The sequence below is a fragment of the Collinsella sp. AM24-1 genome (assembly GCF_003470325.1).
Taxonomy (GTDB): Bacteria; Actinomycetota; Coriobacteriia; order Coriobacteriales; family Coriobacteriaceae; genus Collinsella.
This window is the reverse complement of the sequence record NZ_QRHM01000033.1, coordinates 1-17,081: the sequence shown is the minus strand read 5'-3', so window position 1 is coordinate 17,081 and position 17,081 is coordinate 1. Positions and strand designations below refer to the sequence as shown.

Genomic DNA, 17,081 nt, shown 5'->3' with positions numbered 1-17,081 from the left:
GAGTCCTGAGGCTGTTGCAATGAAGATGAGAATCAAGGGAGGTGCAGTGACAGAAAAAATTTATCTTAACAGGGTTGCTTTTGGGAATTTGATATGCTATACTATAAAAATCCAAGCAAAGGAGTTTATCAATATGCGGCAAGGTATTCTTAAATAAAATTTGATAATGGGAACAAAGACAAACGTCCTCAAGGAGAGGGCTTGGTTTTTGTACCCAATTTAAGAATACTTTTGCCTTTTCATTTCATATCGTGATAGACAACGGCCAGCCTTGGCCGCAGTTTTCATGTGTGTCCTACCTATCATCCCCAGCGGTAAAAGTATTTGTCGCTGGGGATTTTTGCGCCCTTCTGGGCCTTGTATGGAGGACAATCATATGAAAATCATCAATATTGGCATTCTTGCTCATGTAGACGCAGGTAAGACGACCTTGACGGAGAGCTTGTTATATACCAGCGGAGCAATCGAGGCGCCCGGCAGTGTGGATCAGGGAACAACGAGAACGGACACCATGTTTTTAGAGCGGCAGCGTGGAATCACCATTCAAACGGCGGTCACTTCCTTTCAGTGGCACGATTGTAAGGTCAACATTGTGGATACTCCTGGGCATATGGATTTCTTAGCGGAGGTCTATCGCTCCCTTGCCATTCTTGACGGAGCGATTTTGGTTGTTTCTGCAAAAGACGGCGTTCAGGCGCAGACCCGTATTCTGTTTCATGCTCTGCAAGTAATGAAAATCCCAACTGTTATCTTTATTAACAAAATCGACCAGGACGGGATTGACCTGCCAGGTGTGTATCAGTCTATCCGAGATAAGCTCTCCGCAAATATGATTATTAAGCAGAACGTGCAGCTTTCCCCGGATATATCCATCATGGAAAACATGGGGCTGGAGAATTGGGATACCGTGATTGCGGACTGTGATGAATTGTTGGAGAAATATATTGCCGGAGAACCAATGGACAAAGAAGAACTTCTGCGGGAGGAAAACAGGAGAATCCAAAGCGTCTCTCTGTTTCCGGTCTATCATGGCAGTGCCAAGGTAAACTTGGGAATCCGACAACTCATTGAAGCGGTCACAGATACATTCCAATCACCCACCGGGCAGAACAGCTCTGAATTGTGCGGAACTGTGTTCAAAGTTGAGTACGCAAACCAGAGCCAACGCCTTGCCTATCTGCGGTTGTATAGCGGTACGCTTCATTTGCGGGATTCCGTAGCCTTGGCAGGGAAAGAAAAACTGAAAATTACGGAAATGCGTATCCCCTCAAAGGGTGAGATTGTCCGAACAGAGATTGCCCATGCGGGCGAGATCGTCATTGTACCCTGCGACAGTTTGCGGCTGAATGATGTGCTGGGAAACAAACTGCTGCTGCCCCGTGAAACGTGGAGCGACAATCCTCTCCCTTTGCTGCGGACAGCAATTGCACCAGAGAAACCAGAACAGAGGGAACGCTTGTTAAACGCCTTGACAGAAATTGCGGATACCGACCCGCTTCTGCGCTATGAAGTAGACGCTGTGACCCATGAGATCATTCTCTCCTTTTTGGGCCGGGTACAATTGGAAATTATCTCTGATCTTCTGGTGGAAAAATATCAGCTCAACACAACTGCAAAAGAACCTGCCGTCATCTATATGGAGAGGCCATTGAAAGCGGTAAGTCACACCATTCATATCGAAGTGCCGCCCAATCCATTCTGGGCGTCCATCGGGCTGTCCGTCACCCCTCTCCCCCTTGGCACCGGAGTGCAGTATGAGAGCAAAGTTTCCGTTGGGTACTTGAATCAGAGTTTTCAAAACGCTGTATTGGATGGTATCCGCTACGGTCTGGAACAAGGCGTGTATGGATGGAAGGTAACGGACTGTAAAATCTGTTTTGAGTATGGGCTTTATTATAGTCCGGTCAGCACTCCCGCAGACTTTCGGTCATTGGCACCTATTGTATTGGAGCAGGTGTTGAAAAAGGCGGGGACGCAGCTATTGGAACCATATCTTTCTTTTACACTCTATGCGCCGCAGGAATATCTCTCCAGAGCTTATCATGACGCACCAAAATATTGCGCGAGTATTGAAACGACCCAGGTTAAAAACAGCGAGGTGATTTTTACTGGCGAAATCCCTGCCCGCTGTGTGCAAGAGTACCGCAATGACCTCACCTTTTATACAAACGGGAGAAGCGTTTGTTTAACAGAATTGAAGGGGTATCAAATCGCCAGCGGCGAACCAGTTTTTCAGCCACGCCGCCCAAACACCCGGATTGATAAGGTGCGCCATATGTTCAACAAAATTCTCCCATCAATGATGGACTTATAAAATCCCTTTGGAACAAAGGGCGCACTTCTATACATGGTCTGCGACCATGTATCGTGCGCTCTGCGAGGCTACGGCCCGGACTTCCGAAAGTCCGGGCCGTTTGCGTCGCTCCGCTCCGTACAAGGGGCTGCGCCCCTTGCGCCGCTTTGCGGCTATCCCTGCGCCCTCGCTGGAAAGGTACATCCGCTCTGCGTCTGCACCTTTCCAGCGAGGCTAAAACCGAATACCGTTACCCTTGACCGTTTACCCGACACAGCAGGTAGACGGTCTTTTGTTTTGCCAAGAAGGAGGTCAAACACGATGGACAAGTCACGCGAAGAATTAGAGAAAGAGTATGCTGAGGCCACCGCTAAGTTGGAGCAGTACCAGCACAGAGGCCAGCGGTATGAGAACCGCATCCGCTACTACACCCAAGGCGAAAGGAAGAAGCGAAACCACCGACTTATCACCCGTGGCGGAGCGGTGGAGAGTATCGCCCCGGAGGTGCGCGGCATGAGCGAAAGGGCCTTTTTTCTTTTGATGGAAAAGGTCTTTTCCCTGCCGGAAGTTGCCGCCCTGGTGAGCCAAGCCACTGACCAGCAGGAAAGCGGATAATTGGCCCTGTTCCATCTCCACGTTACCCAGGTCAAACGGAGCGCGGGACAGTCTGTTGTCACGTCCGCCGCCTACCGAGCCGGGGAGAAATTGTATAGCGAATACTATGGCGAGGTCAGCGACTACACCCACAAGGGCGGCGTGGTCTGCACAGACATTCTCCTGCCGCCCCAGGCCCCCAACCAGTACCAAGACCGCGCCACCCTCTGGAACGCCGTGGAGAAGGCCGAGCGCGGCAAGAAAGCCCAGCTTGCATATAGCTTTGACATTGCCTTGCAGAACGAGTTTTCATTGGAGGAAAACATCGCTCTTGCAAGGCAATTTGTTTCGGAGCAGCTTGTGGGCCGGGGCATGATTGCCGACTTTGCCATCCACCAGCCGGACAAGGAGGACGGCGGTATTCCTAACCCGCACTTTCATGTTCTCTGCCCCATCCGGCCCATTGAGCCAGACGGCAAATGGGGGTGCAAGCAGCGCCGCCGCTACCGTCTGGACGAGGACGGGAACCGCATCATGGGAGAGGACGGCAAGCCCCTCTTTGACGCTGTTCCCACTACCGACTGGGGAAGCCCGGAAACACTGGAACATTGGCGGGAGGCGTGGGCCGCTATGGTGAACGCCAAGTTTGAGGAAAAGGGGCTGACCTGCCGCATCGACCACCGCTCCTATGAGCGTCAGGGCCTTGACCTGCTGCCCACCGTCCATGAGGGCGTGGCCGTCCGCCAGATGGAGGCCAAGGGCATCCCCACCGACAAGGGCGATCTGAACCGCTGGATAAAAAAGGCCAACAACATTCTGCGGGATATTCGGAAGAAAATCGCCGGCCTGACGGATTGGATTAAGGCCATAAAAGAAGAATTGAGCAAGCCCCAGGCCCCGACCCTTGCCGCCCTGCTGACCGACTACTATGAGGGCCGGAACGCCGGAGCATGGAGCCGCAACGCCAGGATTGGAAATCTTAAAGGTTTTGCCGAGGCCATCAATTTTCTGACCGAGAGGGGCATCGCTACGCTGGAAGATTTAGAGACCCATATCGCCGCCCAGAGTGAACGAACGGAGGCCATCAACACATCCATGAAAGCGAAGCGTGACCGTCTGAACGAATTGAAGGAACTGCTTCGCCTTGTTGACCTCTACCGAGACACCAAGCCCGTCTATGACGAGTTGCAGGGTATCAAGTGGAAGGGCAAGCGGGAAAAATTCGAGAGGGAGCATGAGAACGAGTTGAGGACGTTCCACATGGCCCGCCGGAAGCTGGACAAGCACCGTTCCCCTGCTGGTAAAATCCCCGTTCATGCGTGGGAACAGGAACAGGCGAGGCTTCACCAGGAGTACACAGCCGAGTATGAGCAGTACAAGCCTATCCAAGACGATTTGCGGCGGCTTCAACAGGTGAAGCGGAACGCCGATGCTGCCATACACCAGCAGGAGCAGACCCAGCAGAAACGCCGGGAGGTGGAGCGGTGAACGGCATTCCCCGACTGACCTACCAGCAGTACCGAGCCGTCCGGCGGCTGGTGCATGACTGCTGCAATTATGACGGCGGCAACTGTCTTGCTCTTGATGACGGCTGGGAGCCTTGTGTCTGCGTCCAGAGTATCACCTATTCCCTGGTCTGTAAATGGTTCCGCGCCGCCGTCCTGCCAACAGACAAGGGGCCTTCGGTGCCCTTGTTCTCGTCGATAAAGAAGCGCTTGTACCAAATGAGGAACGTCAGCGTGGTATAGATCTTGCGCTGGTTGAGCGCGCGGCCCTCAAAGTGATCGTCGAGCAGCTTCATGAGCGCATCGGTGTCAAAGAAATCGGCAGACCACGGTGCGGTGAAGTACTCCTTGACGTAGTCGTAGTATTTCTGCTCGCGCAGCCAGAACTTAACTGGCACCGGGAAGCCAACCTTCTTGCGTGTTGCCCACTCATCGGGCAGCGTGCGATTGGCGGCGTGGCGCAGGACAAGCTTGCAGCCCTCTTCGTTGACACGGTAGTTGGCGGGAATATGCTCGGCGAACTCCATGACCTTTTTGTCCAGGAACGGAACGCGGAGCTCCAGGGAGTGCGCCATGCACATCTTGTCTGCCTTGAGCAGGATGTCGCCCGGAAGCCACATGTTCATATCCAGATATTGCTTCTTAGAGAGCTCGCAGCAGTCGGGGACCTGCTTGTAGTACTCTGCGCACATTTCGGAGGCGTTCTTGCCGGTGTCGTAAGCTGGCTTGAGAACCTCGTCAACCTCGGACGGGTCGAACACCTTTGCCTGGCCCACGTACCAGCGCTCGGGGACCTCGGCGCACTTGGTCAGGAAGTTGTGACCCTTAAAGTAGGGGAGATGCTGAACGAGCGAGCCCAGGGCACGGCGCACGCCGAGCGGCACGCGCTTCTTGAAGGATCGCATCTCGGGGGTGTCCTCGTACCACTCGTAGCCGGCAAACAGCTCGTCGGCGCCCTCGCCCGAAAGGACGACGGTAACTTCCTCGGCGGCCATCTGTGCCAGATAGTACAGCGGCACGCTGGAGAGGTTCGATTGCGGCTCGTCCATGTGGTACTGGATATCGGGTAGCGCGTCGAAGAACTCGTCGGCGGTGATCATCTTGCGCACGTTCTTAATGCCAAGCTTGTCGGAAAGCTCGGCGGCGTAGTTGGTCTCGTTGAAGTTCTTGTAGTCAAAGCCGACGGAATACGTGGTGTCGGGCATGAGGCAGGCGGCAATGTAGCTGGAGTCGACGCCGCCGGAGAGGAACGAGCCAACTTTAACATCGGCGATGCGGTGCGCGGCAACGCTCTCGTGCACGACCTTGTCGCACTCGTCCACGTACTCCTCGAAGCTCTTGGAGTTGTCATCGGTAAAGTCGCAGCTCCAGTAGCGCTTGATATCCATAGTGTTGGTCGTAAGGTCGTACGTAAAGCAATGCGCGGGGGCAAGCTTGAACACGCCCTTAAAGAACGTCTCCTCCGTGGCAGGGAACTGCAGCGTGAGGTAGGGACGCAGCGCGTCGCGGTTGACGGCCTTCTCAAACTTGGGGTGGTCCAGGAAGCTCTTGATCTCGGAGCCAAACAGCAGCGAGCCGTCGGAGGCCCGGTAGTAATAGAACGGCTTGATGCCAAAGATGTCACGGGCGCCGAAGAGCTTGTTCCTGTTCTGGTCGTGAATCACGAACGCATACATGCCGCGCAGGCGGTTGACCAGGTCCTCGCCCCACTCCTCGTAGCCGTGCACCAGGACCTCGGTGTCGGCGTTGCAGTGGAAGACGTAGCCGGCAGCCTCGAGCTCGGCGCGAAGCTCCTGGAAGTTGTAGATCTCGCCGTTGAAGACGATGGTGACCTTGCCGTCATCGCTCGACATGGGCTGAGCGCCAGCCTCGGAAAGGTCGAGAATCGAAAGACGGCGGAAGCCGAGGGCGACGTCATCGACGATGTGCTGGCCACCCATATCCGGCCCGCGATGGATGATGCGATTCATCATGGCCGTGAGAACCAGCTCACTCTGTTCATCTGTACCGGTAAAACCGACAAAACCGCACATGCAAGATCCTTTCTGCTGACGGCTTAGGTGCGCTGCCGCAAGGTTTGCAGCAGTCGATATCAATCAATCCTTACTATCATGCCAATCTTTTGCTTCGTGATGGGGCATAAGCGCCGAGGGGACCGAAAAACCACGGCCCGCACGTTGGGTGAAGCGGCGGGCCGCGGCTACGACGATTGCTGTGTGTGAGAGCGCGAGAGGGGCTAGCGCTTGCCGCGCTTGGCAAGGCGGTGCTCTACCTTGGTGACGACGTGGATGAGCGGAATCGTCACAACCAGATAGTAGGGTGCGGCGCAAATGTAGGGTGTGATGTTGCCCGTGGTGGTCGTGAGGTTTTGGAGAACAGCATGAGTTCCATGACGCCGACGCTCGAAAGCAGCGACGTGTCCTTGTAGAGCATGACAGACTCACTGGTCATTCCCGCATCACGCGCATTTGTAGGGCGGGGGTTTTGTTATTTCGAATTAACCGTGTGCTGGTCCTTGCAAGTTTTTAGGGTGCTGAGACACTCGCAAGGTCAGGTGGCATATTAGGATGGTTGATAATACAGGGGCGCGACCGGATTCATCTGGGACGGTTTTGCTTTTAAGGTTAGGTTTAGCGAGAAAGGTCGTTATATGTCGGGTACGACGAAGGAGAAGCTGGCTTTGATGCGCTATGTGGAGCTGCTCGAGGCCGAGGCCCTTGTTGTTTCCAAGCCGGATACTCTATGCGACCAGCACATCGAGTTTGCGACCGACGACTCGCGCCAGGTGCGTCCGGGTACATTGTTTGTCTGCAAGGGCCGTGCGTTCAAGCCCGAGTATCTGGTCTCGGCGATTGCCGAAGGCGCCGTGGCGTACGTGTCCGAGGTCGATTACGACGTCGATATTCCCGCTGTGATCGTCAACGATATCCGCCGTACGCTCGCTGTGGTGGCGGACGCCTATTACGGTCATCCCTCGGGCAAGGTGAAGGTCTGCGCTTTTACGGGCACCAAGGGCAAGTCGACCTGCAGCTTTTATCTGCGTGGCATTCTTGCCAACGAGGCTAAGCTCACGGGCCGTCATCGACCAGCCCTCAACACGGGTATCGAGTTCGATGACGGTATCGAGGTCGGTCCTTCTAAGCTAACGACCCCCGAGTCCTTCCTTTTGCAGTCGCGTATCGCACATGCCGCCGAGGCGGGCGCTCCGTGGCTGGTCATGGAGGCGTCGAGCCAGGGCCTCAAATACGAGCGCACGGGCAAGATTGACTTTGAAGTGGGCGCCTTTACCAATATCGGTGAGGACCATATCTCGCCGATCGAGCACCCCACGCTCGAGGATTACTTTGCCAGCAAGCTCAAGATTTTTTCGCAGAGCCGCTTTGCCGTGGTCAACCTCGATATGGACCACGTCGACCGCGTGCTCGAGGCGGCGTCCCGCTGCGAGCGCACGGTGACGTTCTCGCTGACCGATGGACGCGCCGACGTGCGTGCGTTGGCCATTCGCAACGGCGATTGCGGCGTGATCGCCACGGTCCGCACGCCGCGCTTTACGCGTGACATCGTGATCCCCACGCCCGTCAAGTTCAACGTGTCCAATGCGCTTGCCGCCATTGCCTGTGCCGAGGCCCTCGGCATTTCCGAAGAGGGCATCGTCCATGGCTTTGAGGGCGTCTTTGTTCCCGGTCGCATGGAGCTCTATCCGTCTGTATCGGGCAAGATTTTGGGCGTCGTTGACTATGCGCACAACGGCATGAGCCTCGAGACGCTTTTGCGCGACCTGCGCGAGAACTATCCCGAGCGCGAGCTGGCGGTTGTCTTTGGTGCAACGGGAGGCAAGGGTGTCGATCGCCGTACTACGATGGGTATCGCTGCCGGCAAGTACGCCGATCGCATCGTGATTACCGAGGATGACCCGGGCCCCGAGGACGTCGAGGACATCTGCGCCGAGATCGCGCGCAATGTCCAGGCGCAGGGAAACGATAGCTGGCAGATCGTGTGCGACCGCGCCGCCGCTATCGAGACGGCCGTGCGCGAGACCGACCGCCCCGCTGTGGTTATCGTGACCGGCAAGGGCGAGGAGGAGTGCATGCTGCGCAAGAACGGACCCGAGCCCTGCGAGCGTGATGGCTCGGTTCTCAAGCGCATCCTTGCGGCGTACGACGCCTAAGCGCCGCTGCCTTTGGGATGGCGTTTGCGAATCATCGACGCCCGATGATGCGGTGCCTCTCAAGCGTGTTCACCTTAGGGAAAACGCGGTACCAAGATTAAGTCTTTTCTACGTAATAAATGGAGTGACCATGTCCCACAACATCCTGCCGACCGTTGCCGAGCTTTCGGGCGAGATGCGCGAGCGCCTTGCCAAGGTCAAGTATGTCTTTACCGATCTGGACGCCACGATGCTCGCGCCCGGCTCGTGCGTGCTGCGCGACAACGACGGCAATCCCTCGACCAAGCTCGTCGAGGCCGTCGTGGCGCTTGCCCGCGCTGGCATCCAGGTAATTCCCACCTCGGGTCGCAACCGCACCATGATCCACGAAGATGCCCGCGTGCTCGGCCTCAACTCCTACATTGGCGAGATGGGTGGTCTGGTCATGTACGACCTCAAGGCCAACGACTGGGAGTATCTGACCGGCGACATGCCTTACGACCCCGCCTGCGGCCTTACGCCGCACCAGGTGATTGAGCAGACCGGCGTGTGCGAGAAGATTCTCGCTCGCTGGCCGCACAAGATCGAGTACCACAACGACATGTCGACTGGCTATAAGTACCGCGAGGTCACCGTCGGCATGCGCGGCGATATTCCCGATGACGAGGCGCAGGCCATCCTCGACGAGGCCGGCTGCGGTCTGGTCTGGGCCTGCAACGGCCACTTGACTCATCTGTCCAAGCCGACGACCCTCGAGCTCGATCGCGTCGAGGACGGTCGTGCCTTTAACATCAATCCGTCGGGTCTCGACAAGGGCGTGGCGGTCGCGCGTTTCTGCGAGCATCTGGGCATCGAGCGCGACGAGACGCTGGCACTCGGCGATTCCGAGTCTGATTTCTACATGGCCGACCACGTGGGCACGTTCTGCCTGGTCGAGAACGGTCTGACCAGCGCCGGCGCGTCCGAGTTTCTTGCGTCCTGCGATAACGCCTTTGTCACGCGCGGCAGGATCGTTGACGGCTGGGCGGCGACGGCGGAGCTGCTCGTCGCGGCCCGTTCATAGCGCAGTGCCGTTACGCTTGGCCATATCTTTTCGAGAGAGAATCTGGTGAGGTAATGTCCGATATCGAGAATCTGGCCGGTGATACGCGCCCCATCGGCGTGTTCGACTCGGGTCTGGGCGGCTTGACGGTTGCGCGCGCGATTGCGACGGCGCTTCCGCACGAGTCCGTCTACTACTTTGGCGATACCAAGCGCTGCCCTTACGGCACCCGCACCGAGGACGAGGTGCGCTCGTTTGCGCTACAGGCGGGGCGCTGGCTTTCGAGACACGACGTCAAGATCATGGTCATCGCCTGCAATACGGCGACGGCAGCGGCGCTTCGCCTGGCTCAGCAGGTGCTCGATGTCCCCGTGATTGGCGTAATCGCGCCGGGCGCGCGTGCCGCCATCAACAGCACCCGCACGCGCCGTGTGGGCGTGCTCGCCACCAACCTCACCATCCGCTCGGGCGCCTACACGCGCGCCATCCAGGACTTGGATGCCGGCGTGGACGTGTATGGCTGCCCTGCCTCGAGCTTTGTCGAGGTTGTCGAGCACGAGCTCGCCTCGGGCGCGCATCTGCAGGAGCAATGGCTCGAGAACGAGGATATTTTTGATACGCCAGCCGTTCGCGCGCTGGTCAACGCCACAGTCGAGCCACTGCACGATCGTGGCATCGATACCGTGGTGCTCGGCTGTACGCACTTTCCGTTGCTGGTGGGCCCCATCCGTCATGCGTTGGGGCCCGGGGTGCGCGTGGTGAGCTCCGCCGAGGAGACCACCCGCGAGCTGACCGATATCCTCACGCGCCGTGAGCAGCTGGCGGGCAACACCGCCGAGCCGCAGCATCGCTTTGCCACCACGTCCGACAACATTGCCGAGTTTGCGGTGGCGGGCAGCTTTATCTTTGGCCAGCCGCTCAAAAGCATCGAGCATGTCGATATCGACGAACTCGGTTAGGCACACAATGTCGCCGGAGTCTTCGCCACATCTTTTGCCGAAAGGATAGTTCCATGGAATATATGCAGGTCAACCGCGCCAACGGCCGCGCCGCAAACGAGCTGCGTCCCGTTAAGCTCACCCGCGGCGTCATGAAGCACGCCCACGGCTCGTGCCTGGCAGAGTTTGGCGACACGCGCGTGCTGTGCGCCGCCACCATCGAGGATGGCGTGCCGGGCTGGCGCAAGGGTGCCAAGGCCGGTTGGGTAACCGCAGAGTATGCCATGCTGCCGGCATCGACCGGTAAGCGTTGCAAGCGCGAGTACGCCAAGCGTAAGGGCCGCTCCATGGAGATCGAACGCCTCATCGGCCGCAGCCTGCGCACCGTCGTCAACATGAAGGCGCTCGGCGAGTACACCGTCACCGTCGACTGCGATGTGATCCAGGCGGATGGCGGCACGCGTACGGCGAGCATTACCGGTGCCTGGGTGGCGCTGCACGACGCCCTTGCTATGTGGGTCGAGGCCGGCAAGATCGAGCGCATTCCGCTTACCGGTCAGGTTGCCGCTATTTCCATGGGCGTCGTCGACGGCAACACCCTGCTCGACTTGGATTATTCCGAGGACAGCCACGCCGAGGTCGACATGAATCTTGTCGCTACCGACACCGGCGAGATGATTGAGCTCCAGGGCACCGGCGAGCAAGCGCCCTTCGACCGCAAGCGTCTCAACGCCCTGCTCGACTTGGGCGACAAGGGCATCGCCGAGCTCATCGAGCTTCAGCGCCAGGCCCTCGCCTAACCTGCCAAAAAGGGACAGGTTTATTTTGGCAGGTTTTATCTGGGAAAACGTCGAAGTATAAGACTGCCGTTGATTGAGAGGGGAGAGGCGGAGGCCCTCGTCGCCCTCGGCGCGGCATTGCTATAGAGACAAGGAGACCACTCATGGCACTTGAGAAGATCGACATCGACACCCTCGACCCGGCAGCGACCATCGTCGTGGCAACGGGCAATGCCCATAAGCTCACCGAGATCGAGGCCATTCTGGGCAAGGTCATGCCTGAGGTGCGCTTTGTGGCGTTGGGTCAGCTGGGTGATTTTGAGGACCCCGAGGAAAACGGTACGACGTTTTTGGAGAACGCCATCATCAAGGCGCAAGCCGCGGTAGAGGAGACGGGGCTTATGGCCATCGCCGACGATTCTGGCCTGGTCGTTGATGCCCTGGACGGTGAGCCGGGCGTGTACAGCGCACGCTATGCGGGCGTGCACGGCGACGATGCCGCCAACAACGCCAAGCTCCTCGTGAATCTGGAGGGCGTGGCCGACGAGGACCGCACCGCGCGTTTTATGAGCGTCGTCGCGCTTATCGACACGGACGGCCTGGTCACCTATGGCGAGGGCACCTGTGAAGGCGTTATCGCGCATGAGGGCCGCGGTGACCATGGCTTTGGCTATGACCCGCTGTTCCTGCCGCTCGACACGCCGGGCAAGACCATGGCCGAGCTCACGGCGGACGAGAAGAACGCCATTAGTCATCGCTTCCATGCGCTCGAGCACCTGTCTGCCAAGCTGACGGGCGAGGAGTAGGCCGTGCGTGCGGTGGTGCAGCGCGTGCTCAATGCCGGCGTGACGGTCGACGGCGAGTGTGTGGGAAAGATTGGCCGCGGTTACCTGGTACTGCTGGGCGTGGGCCATGGTGATACACGCGCCGAGGCCGATAAGCTGTGGAGCAAGCTCCGGGGCCTGCGCATTAACGAGGACGAGAACGGCAAGACCAATCTGGCGCTTGCCGATGTCGACGGTGAGGTGCTCGTGGTGTCGCAATTCACGCTGTTTGCCGATTGCCGTCATGGCCGCCGCCCGTCCTTTACGGATGCCGGCGCGCCCGATGTGGCCAACGAGCTCTATGAGTACTTCCTGGCGCTGGTGCGCGAAGACGTCGAGCATGTGGCGCACGGCATCTTCGGAGCCGACATGAAGGTCAGCCTCGTCAACGACGGCCCCTTTACCATCGTTCTGGACACTGACAACCTTTAGGTTACGCATATAAGTAGAGATTCGACTTGCGTATGGTGACAGCAGGGTGCTATAGTATTAGAGTTTTGTCTATCTTAGGGGTATTATCCCCTTTTTGAATTGCACCTTCTGGAGGCCCTGTTCATGGAAGAGATGGAAGTCAATCACGTCGACGACATCCACGAGAAGCTGACCGATATGGTGGGCGATCGCGTCAAGGTGAAGGCCAACATGGGCCGCACCCGCGTCGTCGAGCGCATGGGCACCATCAAGAGCGTCCACCCCGCTGTCTTTATCGTCGAGGTTGACGAGCGCCGCGGCCGCAAGTCGCGCCAGTCCTACCAGTATATCGATGTCCTCACCGGGCAGGTCGAGCTGTTCGACCCCGAGAGCGGCGAGCACATTTTTACCCCGCTCGGCAATCAGCTCGAGGAGCACTAGCGGTGACCGATTGGTCCCTGACCCTTTCCGCGCCGGCAAAGATCAACCTCTATCTGGGGGTTCATACCGAGCGCGACGCCCGCGGCTACCATAAGGTTGATTCCCTGATGGCAGCCGTCGGTCTTGCCGATACCGTGACGGTCGCGCCTGCGTCGGCGCTGACCGTCCAGACGGTTCCGGCATCAGATTTTCCCATGCAAAAGAATACGGCGTATCGGGCTGCGGTTGCTATGGCCGAGCATTATGGTCGCGACGCCAACGTATGCGTTACGATCGAAAAGCGCATTCCGCTATGCGCCGGCCTGGGCGGCCCCTCGACGGATGCGGCCGCGGTCATTGTCGCCTTGGCGGAGCTCTGGGGCATCGATCGCACTGACCCCGCGCTCGATGACATCGCCCGCGGCATTGGCGCCGACGTGCCGTTCTTTCTGCACGCGAGTCCCGCATTCTACGTGGGCGGGGGAGACGTACTGGCCACTGAGTATCCTGCGCTTCCGGCGACACCCGTCGTATTGGTCAAACCGCGCGAGGCGAGCGTTTCAACGGTTGAAGCGTATCGGCGCTTTGACGAGGCCCCGGTGCCTGCAGACAAGCCCGGCGCGATAGCTTCTGCCTTGCGTGCTGGTGATGCCGAGACGGCATATGCGCTCATCCATAACAACCTGGGTGTCATTTCCGCACAGATGGAGCCTCAGATACAAACGGTTCTCGATTGGCTGCGTAAACAAGGCGGCACCGTTGCTGTAGATGTGTGCGGATCGGGCGCCTGCTCGTTTGCCATTTGCGACACCGTCGCCACGGCTGAGGGGCTTGCCGACGCTGCCCTGCAAAACGGCTGGTGGTCCTGCGCGACGGAGCTCATTCCCAACACGGTTCGCATCGAAGTGCCAAAGAAGTAAAAATTTCTCTAGCACACGACGGAAATCTTTGTTACTATAGTCGAGCTAACGGGTTGTGGCTCAGTTTGGTAGAGCACTGCGTTCGGGACGCAGGGGTCGCTGGTTCAAATCCAGTCAACCCGACCAGAGCATGAGGAGGGACCGCTTCTTGCGGTCCCTTTTTTTAGCTATTGTTGTGATACCGCGATACCCGCGGTATACTCATTCGAGCTTGTCTCGCTGTATTGTGGAGGTCTACATGTTTGGACTGAGGGCTCCTGAGCTCATCATTATTCTCGTCGTTGTCCTGATTATCTTCGGGCCCAAGAACCTGCCGAAGCTCGGCAAGTCCCTCGGCTCTACCGTCAAGAATATCCGCGAGGGTATGGAGGGCGACGATAAGGCCGAGACCAAGCAGGCCGAGGAGGTCGTGGTCGAGCAGTCCGAGGAGGACAAGGAGATCGCTGAGCTCGAGGCCAAGCTCGCTGCTGCCAAGAAGAAGCAGGCAGAGGACAGCGACGCGGACGCAGAGTAGTCCCATCCCTTTGGGGTGAGCACCTGACCGGCTTGCCCGCAGGCTAGCCGGTCTTTTTCGTTTTGTTGACAGTTGATTGTTTGATCAGAGTTGGGGAGATATCCGTATGGACGCAAGCCAGATCGTACTGACCGCTGAGGGCCGCCAGAAGCTCGTCGAGGAGCTCGCTTGGCGTGAGGGCGATTACGCCAAGGAGATCGTCGAGGACATCAAGGAAGCCCGCGCGTTCGGCGACCTTTCGGAGAACTCCGAGTACGATGCCGCTAAGGACAAGCAGGCCCAGAACGCCGCTCGTATTGCCGAGATCCAGGCCATCCTCGCCAACGCTCAGGTTGCTGCCACCACGGGCGACCTGACCGTCTCCATCGGTTCCACCGTTTCGCTGATTGATCCCAACGGCGAGGTCATGGAAGTCACGCTCGTCGGTACCACCGAGACCAACTCGCTCGAGCACAAGATTTCCAACGAGTCTCCGGTCGGTCACGCCATCATCGGTCACGGCGAGGGCGACTCCGTCGAGGTCGTTACGCCTTCCGGCAAGACTCGCGTCTACACCATCGCCAAGATTGCACGCTAGACCACGGTCCCGCGTAAAGGTATGTTTTCGCTCCCTGGGACCGAATCCTGGGGAGCGTTTTAGTTTGAGGAGTTAACTTATGGCAGAGAACCAGAACGCCGCAGATCAGGCATCGACGCTCAACGACGAGCGCGCCACCCGCCTGGCCAAGCGCGCCGCCCTGTTCGAGGCGGGCCAGAACCCCTATCCCGAGCACTCTGAGCTTGAGGACTACGTTGCCGATATCGAGGCTAAGTACGCCGAGCTTGCCGATGGCGAGGACACCGAGGACGTCGTGAAGATCGCCGGCCGTGTGGTCGCCAAGCGCGGTCAGGGCAAGATCATGTTCATCGTCGTACGCGATGCGACTGCCGAGATTCAGCTGTTCTGCCGCATCAACGACATGGACGAGGCTGCCTGGAATACGCTCAAGTCCCTCGACCTGGGCGACATCCTGGGCGTGACCGGCGTGGTTGTGCGCACTCAGCGCGGCCAGCTTTCCGTTGCCCCTAAGAGCGCGACCCTGCTTGCCAAGGCCGTTCGTCCGCTGCCCGAGAAGTTCCACGGTCTTTCCGACAAGGAGACCCGCTATCGCCAGCGCTATGTTGACCTGATCGCCAACGACGACGTTCGCGAGACGTTCCGTAAGCGTTCGCAGATTCTCTCCACCTTCCGTCGCTTTATGGAGTCCGACGGCTACATGGAGGTCGAGACCCCCATCCTGCAGACCATCCAGGGCGGCGCTACTGCCAAGCCGTTCATCACGCACTTCAACGCGCTCGATCAGGAGTGCTACCTGCGCATTGCTACCGAGCTGCACCTCAAGCGCTGCATCGTCGGCGGTTTTGAGCGCGTGTTCGAGATCGGCCGTATCTTCCGTAACGAGGGCATGGACCTTACCCACAACCCCGAGTTCACCACGATGGAGGCCTATCGTGCCTTCTCCGACCTCGAGGGCATGAAGGCGCTCGCCCAGGGTGTCATTAAGGCGGCTAACAAGGCCATCGGCAACCCCGAGGTCATCGAGTACCAGGGCCAGACCATCGACCTTTCTGGTGAGTGGGCCAGCCGTCCCATGACCGACATCGTTTCCGACGTGCTCGGCAAGCAGGTCACCATCGACACGCCGGTCGAGGAGCTTGCTGCCGCCGCGCGCGAGAAGGGCCTGGAGATTAAGCCCGAGTGGACCGCCGGCAAGATTATCGCCGAGATCTACGATGAGCTGGGCGAGGACACCATTGTCAACCCCACGTTCGTTTGCGATTACCCCATCGAGGTCAGCCCGCTTGCCAAGCGCTTTGAGGACGACCCGCGCCTGACGCACCGCTTTGAGCTGGTTATCGCCGGTCACGAGTACGCCAACGCGTTCTCCGAGCTCAACGACCCGGTCGACCAGGCCGAGCGCTTTGCCGCCCAGATGGCTGAGAAGGCTGGCGGCGATGACGAGGCCATGGAGTACGACGAGGACTACGTGCGCGCCCTCGAGTACGGTATGCCTCCCGCGGGCGGCATCGGCATCGGTATCGACCGCGTGGTCATGCTGCTCACCAACCAGGCTTCCATCCGCGACGTGCTACTGTTCCCGCACATGAAGCCCGAGAAGGGTTTCCAGTCCGGTGCCGCTGCCGCTAAGGCTGCCGAGGCCGGCAACACCGCGAGCCCGTTCGTCAAGCCGCTCAAGCCCACGGTTGATTACTCCAAGATCGCCGTCGAGCCGCTGTTTGAGGAGTTCGTCGACTTTGATACCTTCTCCAAGAGCGATTTCCGCGCTGTGAAGGTCAAGGCGTGCGAGGCCGTCAAGAAGTCCAAGAAGCTGCTGAACTTTACGCTCGACGACGGCACTGGCACCGACCGCACCATCCTCTCCGGCATTCACGGTTATTATGAGCCCGAGGACCTGGTCGGCAAGACCTTGCTCGCCATCACCAACCTGCCTCCGCGCAAGATGATGGGCATTCCCAGCTGCGGCATGCTCATCAGCGCTATCCACGAGGAGGAGGGCGAGGAGCGCCTCAACCTGATTCAGCTCGACGCTTCCATCCCTGCCGGCGCGAAGATGTACTAGGGGGTTACGCGGTTCTACGAACCGCGTAACGGCTCGACGCTGCGCGCCGCCCAGAGCGACAATTTGTCATTCA

The 17,081-nt window shown here is 58.6% G+C and carries 15 protein-coding genes, 1 tRNA gene and 1 pseudogene; 16 read left to right on the top strand and 1 reads right to left on the bottom strand.

Annotated elements, in window-relative coordinates; genetic code table 11:
• The first annotated feature begins 376 nt into the window (after nt 1–376).
• From tet to DW661_RS09500, 4 genes and pseudogenes are all read left to right on the top strand, one after another.
• Nucleotides 377–2,314 carry a TetM/TetW/TetO/TetS family tetracycline resistance ribosomal protection protein gene (tet, locus tag DW661_RS09515; protein WP_118935425.1) on the top strand — a complete coding sequence of 646 codons (1,938 nt, stop codon included), beginning with the start codon at nt 377–379 and terminating at the stop codon, nt 2,312–2,314.
• 300 nt (nt 2,315–2,614) lie between these two features.
• A complete protein-coding gene (locus DW661_RS10180) occupies nt 2,615–2,908 on the top strand; it encodes a DUF3847 domain-containing protein (RefSeq protein ID WP_021631985.1) in 294 nt (97 codons plus the stop codon).
• A complete protein-coding gene (gene mobQ / locus DW661_RS09505) occupies nt 2,909–4,375 on the top strand; it encodes a MobQ family relaxase (protein WP_021631986.1) in 1,467 nt (488 codons plus the stop codon).
• Nucleotides 4,372–4,563, top strand: a pseudogene (locus tag DW661_RS09500) (cysteine-rich VLP domain-containing protein); the annotation flags it as partial. The gene mobQ and the pseudogene DW661_RS09500, both read left to right, overlap by 4 nt.
• Here the strand turns inward: DW661_RS09500 and asnB are convergent.
• On the bottom strand, nt 4,512–6,425 hold the full coding sequence (gene asnB, locus DW661_RS09495) for an asparagine synthase (glutamine-hydrolyzing) (protein ID WP_233502307.1): 1,914 nt from the start codon (nt 6,423–6,425) through the stop codon (nt 4,512–4,514). The pseudogene DW661_RS09500 and the gene asnB overlap by 52 nt on opposite strands.
• 617 nt (nt 6,426–7,042) lie before the next feature.
• Between asnB and DW661_RS09485 the strand changes: the two genes are divergently transcribed.
• The 12 genes from DW661_RS09485 to lysS all read left to right on the top strand — a co-directional run bounded on the left by DW661_RS09485 (nt 7,043) and on the right by lysS (nt 17,008).
• On the top strand, nt 7,043–8,560 hold the full coding sequence (locus DW661_RS09485) for a Mur ligase family protein (protein ID WP_117646049.1): 1,518 nt from the start codon (nt 7,043–7,045) through the stop codon (nt 8,558–8,560).
• A 130-nt stretch (nt 8,561–8,690) separates the two neighbouring features.
• Nucleotides 8,691–9,602: an HAD family hydrolase gene (locus DW661_RS09480; RefSeq protein ID WP_117769299.1), complete on the top strand. Its 912-nt coding sequence runs from the start codon at nt 8,691–8,693 to the stop codon at nt 9,600–9,602.
• A 53-nt stretch (nt 9,603–9,655) separates the two neighbouring features.
• On the top strand, nt 9,656–10,540 hold the full coding sequence (gene murI / locus DW661_RS09475; RefSeq protein WP_117769301.1) for a glutamate racemase: 885 nt from the start codon (nt 9,656–9,658) through the stop codon (nt 10,538–10,540).
• Nucleotides 10,541–10,593: 53 nt separating this feature from the next.
• Nucleotides 10,594–11,319, top strand: coding sequence for a ribonuclease PH (gene rph, locus DW661_RS09470; protein WP_117769303.1), 726 nt, complete (start codon nt 10,594–10,596; stop codon nt 11,317–11,319).
• Nucleotides 11,320–11,462: 143 nt separating this feature from the next.
• On the top strand, nt 11,463–12,104 hold the full coding sequence (rdgB, locus tag DW661_RS09465; protein ID WP_117769305.1) for an RdgB/HAM1 family non-canonical purine NTP pyrophosphatase: 642 nt from the start codon (nt 11,463–11,465) through the stop codon (nt 12,102–12,104).
• Between the two features lie 3 nt (nt 12,105–12,107).
• A complete protein-coding gene (gene dtd / locus DW661_RS09460; protein WP_118935424.1) occupies nt 12,108–12,554 on the top strand; it encodes a D-aminoacyl-tRNA deacylase in 447 nt (148 codons plus the stop codon).
• A gap of 123 nt (nt 12,555–12,677) precedes the next feature.
• Nucleotides 12,678–12,974: a Veg family protein gene (locus DW661_RS09455; protein ID WP_006234957.1), complete on the top strand. Its 297-nt coding sequence runs from the start codon at nt 12,678–12,680 to the stop codon at nt 12,972–12,974.
• Nucleotides 12,975–12,976: 2 nt separating this feature from the next.
• Nucleotides 12,977–13,873 (top strand): 4-(cytidine 5'-diphospho)-2-C-methyl-D-erythritol kinase, encoded by an 897-nt coding sequence (gene ispE, locus DW661_RS09450; protein ID WP_233547495.1) that lies wholly within the window; start codon nt 12,977–12,979, stop codon nt 13,871–13,873.
• A 49-nt stretch (nt 13,874–13,922) separates the two neighbouring features.
• Nucleotides 13,923–13,999 (top strand) — tRNA-Pro (locus DW661_RS09445).
• A gap of 112 nt (nt 14,000–14,111) precedes the next feature.
• Nucleotides 14,112–14,387, top strand: coding sequence for a twin-arginine translocase TatA/TatE family subunit (tatA, locus tag DW661_RS09440; RefSeq protein WP_022094895.1), 276 nt, complete (start codon nt 14,112–14,114; stop codon nt 14,385–14,387).
• 106 nt (nt 14,388–14,493) lie between these two features.
• On the top strand, nt 14,494–14,964 hold the full coding sequence (gene greA / locus DW661_RS09435; protein WP_006234960.1) for a transcription elongation factor GreA: 471 nt from the start codon (nt 14,494–14,496) through the stop codon (nt 14,962–14,964).
• A gap of 79 nt (nt 14,965–15,043) precedes the next feature.
• On the top strand, nt 15,044–17,008 hold the full coding sequence (gene lysS, locus DW661_RS09430; RefSeq protein ID WP_118935423.1) for a lysine--tRNA ligase: 1,965 nt from the start codon (nt 15,044–15,046) through the stop codon (nt 17,006–17,008).
• Nucleotides 17,009–17,081 lie beyond the last annotated feature (73 nt).

What these genes read in the sequence shown, in the direction of transcription:
- greA (WP_006234960.1), top strand. Translation starts at nt 14,494, where the DNA reads ATGGACGCAAGCCAGATCGTACTGACCGCTGAGGGCCGCCAGAAGCTC.
- DW661_RS09455 (WP_006234957.1), top strand. Translation starts at nt 12,678, where the DNA reads ATGGAAGAGATGGAAGTCAATCACGTCGACGACATCCACGAGAAGCTG.
- DW661_RS10180 (WP_021631985.1), top strand. Translation starts at nt 2,615, where the DNA reads ATGGACAAGTCACGCGAAGAATTAGAGAAAGAGTATGCTGAGGCCACC.
- DW661_RS09485 (WP_117646049.1), top strand. Translation starts at nt 7,043, where the DNA reads ATGTCGGGTACGACGAAGGAGAAGCTGGCTTTGATGCGCTATGTGGAG.
- murI (WP_117769301.1), top strand. Translation starts at nt 9,656, where the DNA reads ATGTCCGATATCGAGAATCTGGCCGGTGATACGCGCCCCATCGGCGTG.
- DW661_RS09480 (WP_117769299.1), top strand. Translation starts at nt 8,691, where the DNA reads ATGTCCCACAACATCCTGCCGACCGTTGCCGAGCTTTCGGGCGAGATG.
- rph (WP_117769303.1), top strand. Translation starts at nt 10,594, where the DNA reads ATGGAATATATGCAGGTCAACCGCGCCAACGGCCGCGCCGCAAACGAG.
- tet (WP_118935425.1), top strand. Translation starts at nt 377, where the DNA reads ATGAAAATCATCAATATTGGCATTCTTGCTCATGTAGACGCAGGTAAG.
- tatA (WP_022094895.1), top strand. Translation starts at nt 14,112, where the DNA reads ATGTTTGGACTGAGGGCTCCTGAGCTCATCATTATTCTCGTCGTTGTC.
- asnB (WP_233502307.1), bottom strand. Translation starts at nt 6,425, where the DNA reads ATGTGCGGTTTTGTCGGTTTTACCGGTACAGATGAACAGAGTGAGCTG.
- rdgB (WP_117769305.1), top strand. Translation starts at nt 11,463, where the DNA reads ATGGCACTTGAGAAGATCGACATCGACACCCTCGACCCGGCAGCGACC.
- lysS (WP_118935423.1), top strand. Translation starts at nt 15,044, where the DNA reads ATGGCAGAGAACCAGAACGCCGCAGATCAGGCATCGACGCTCAACGAC.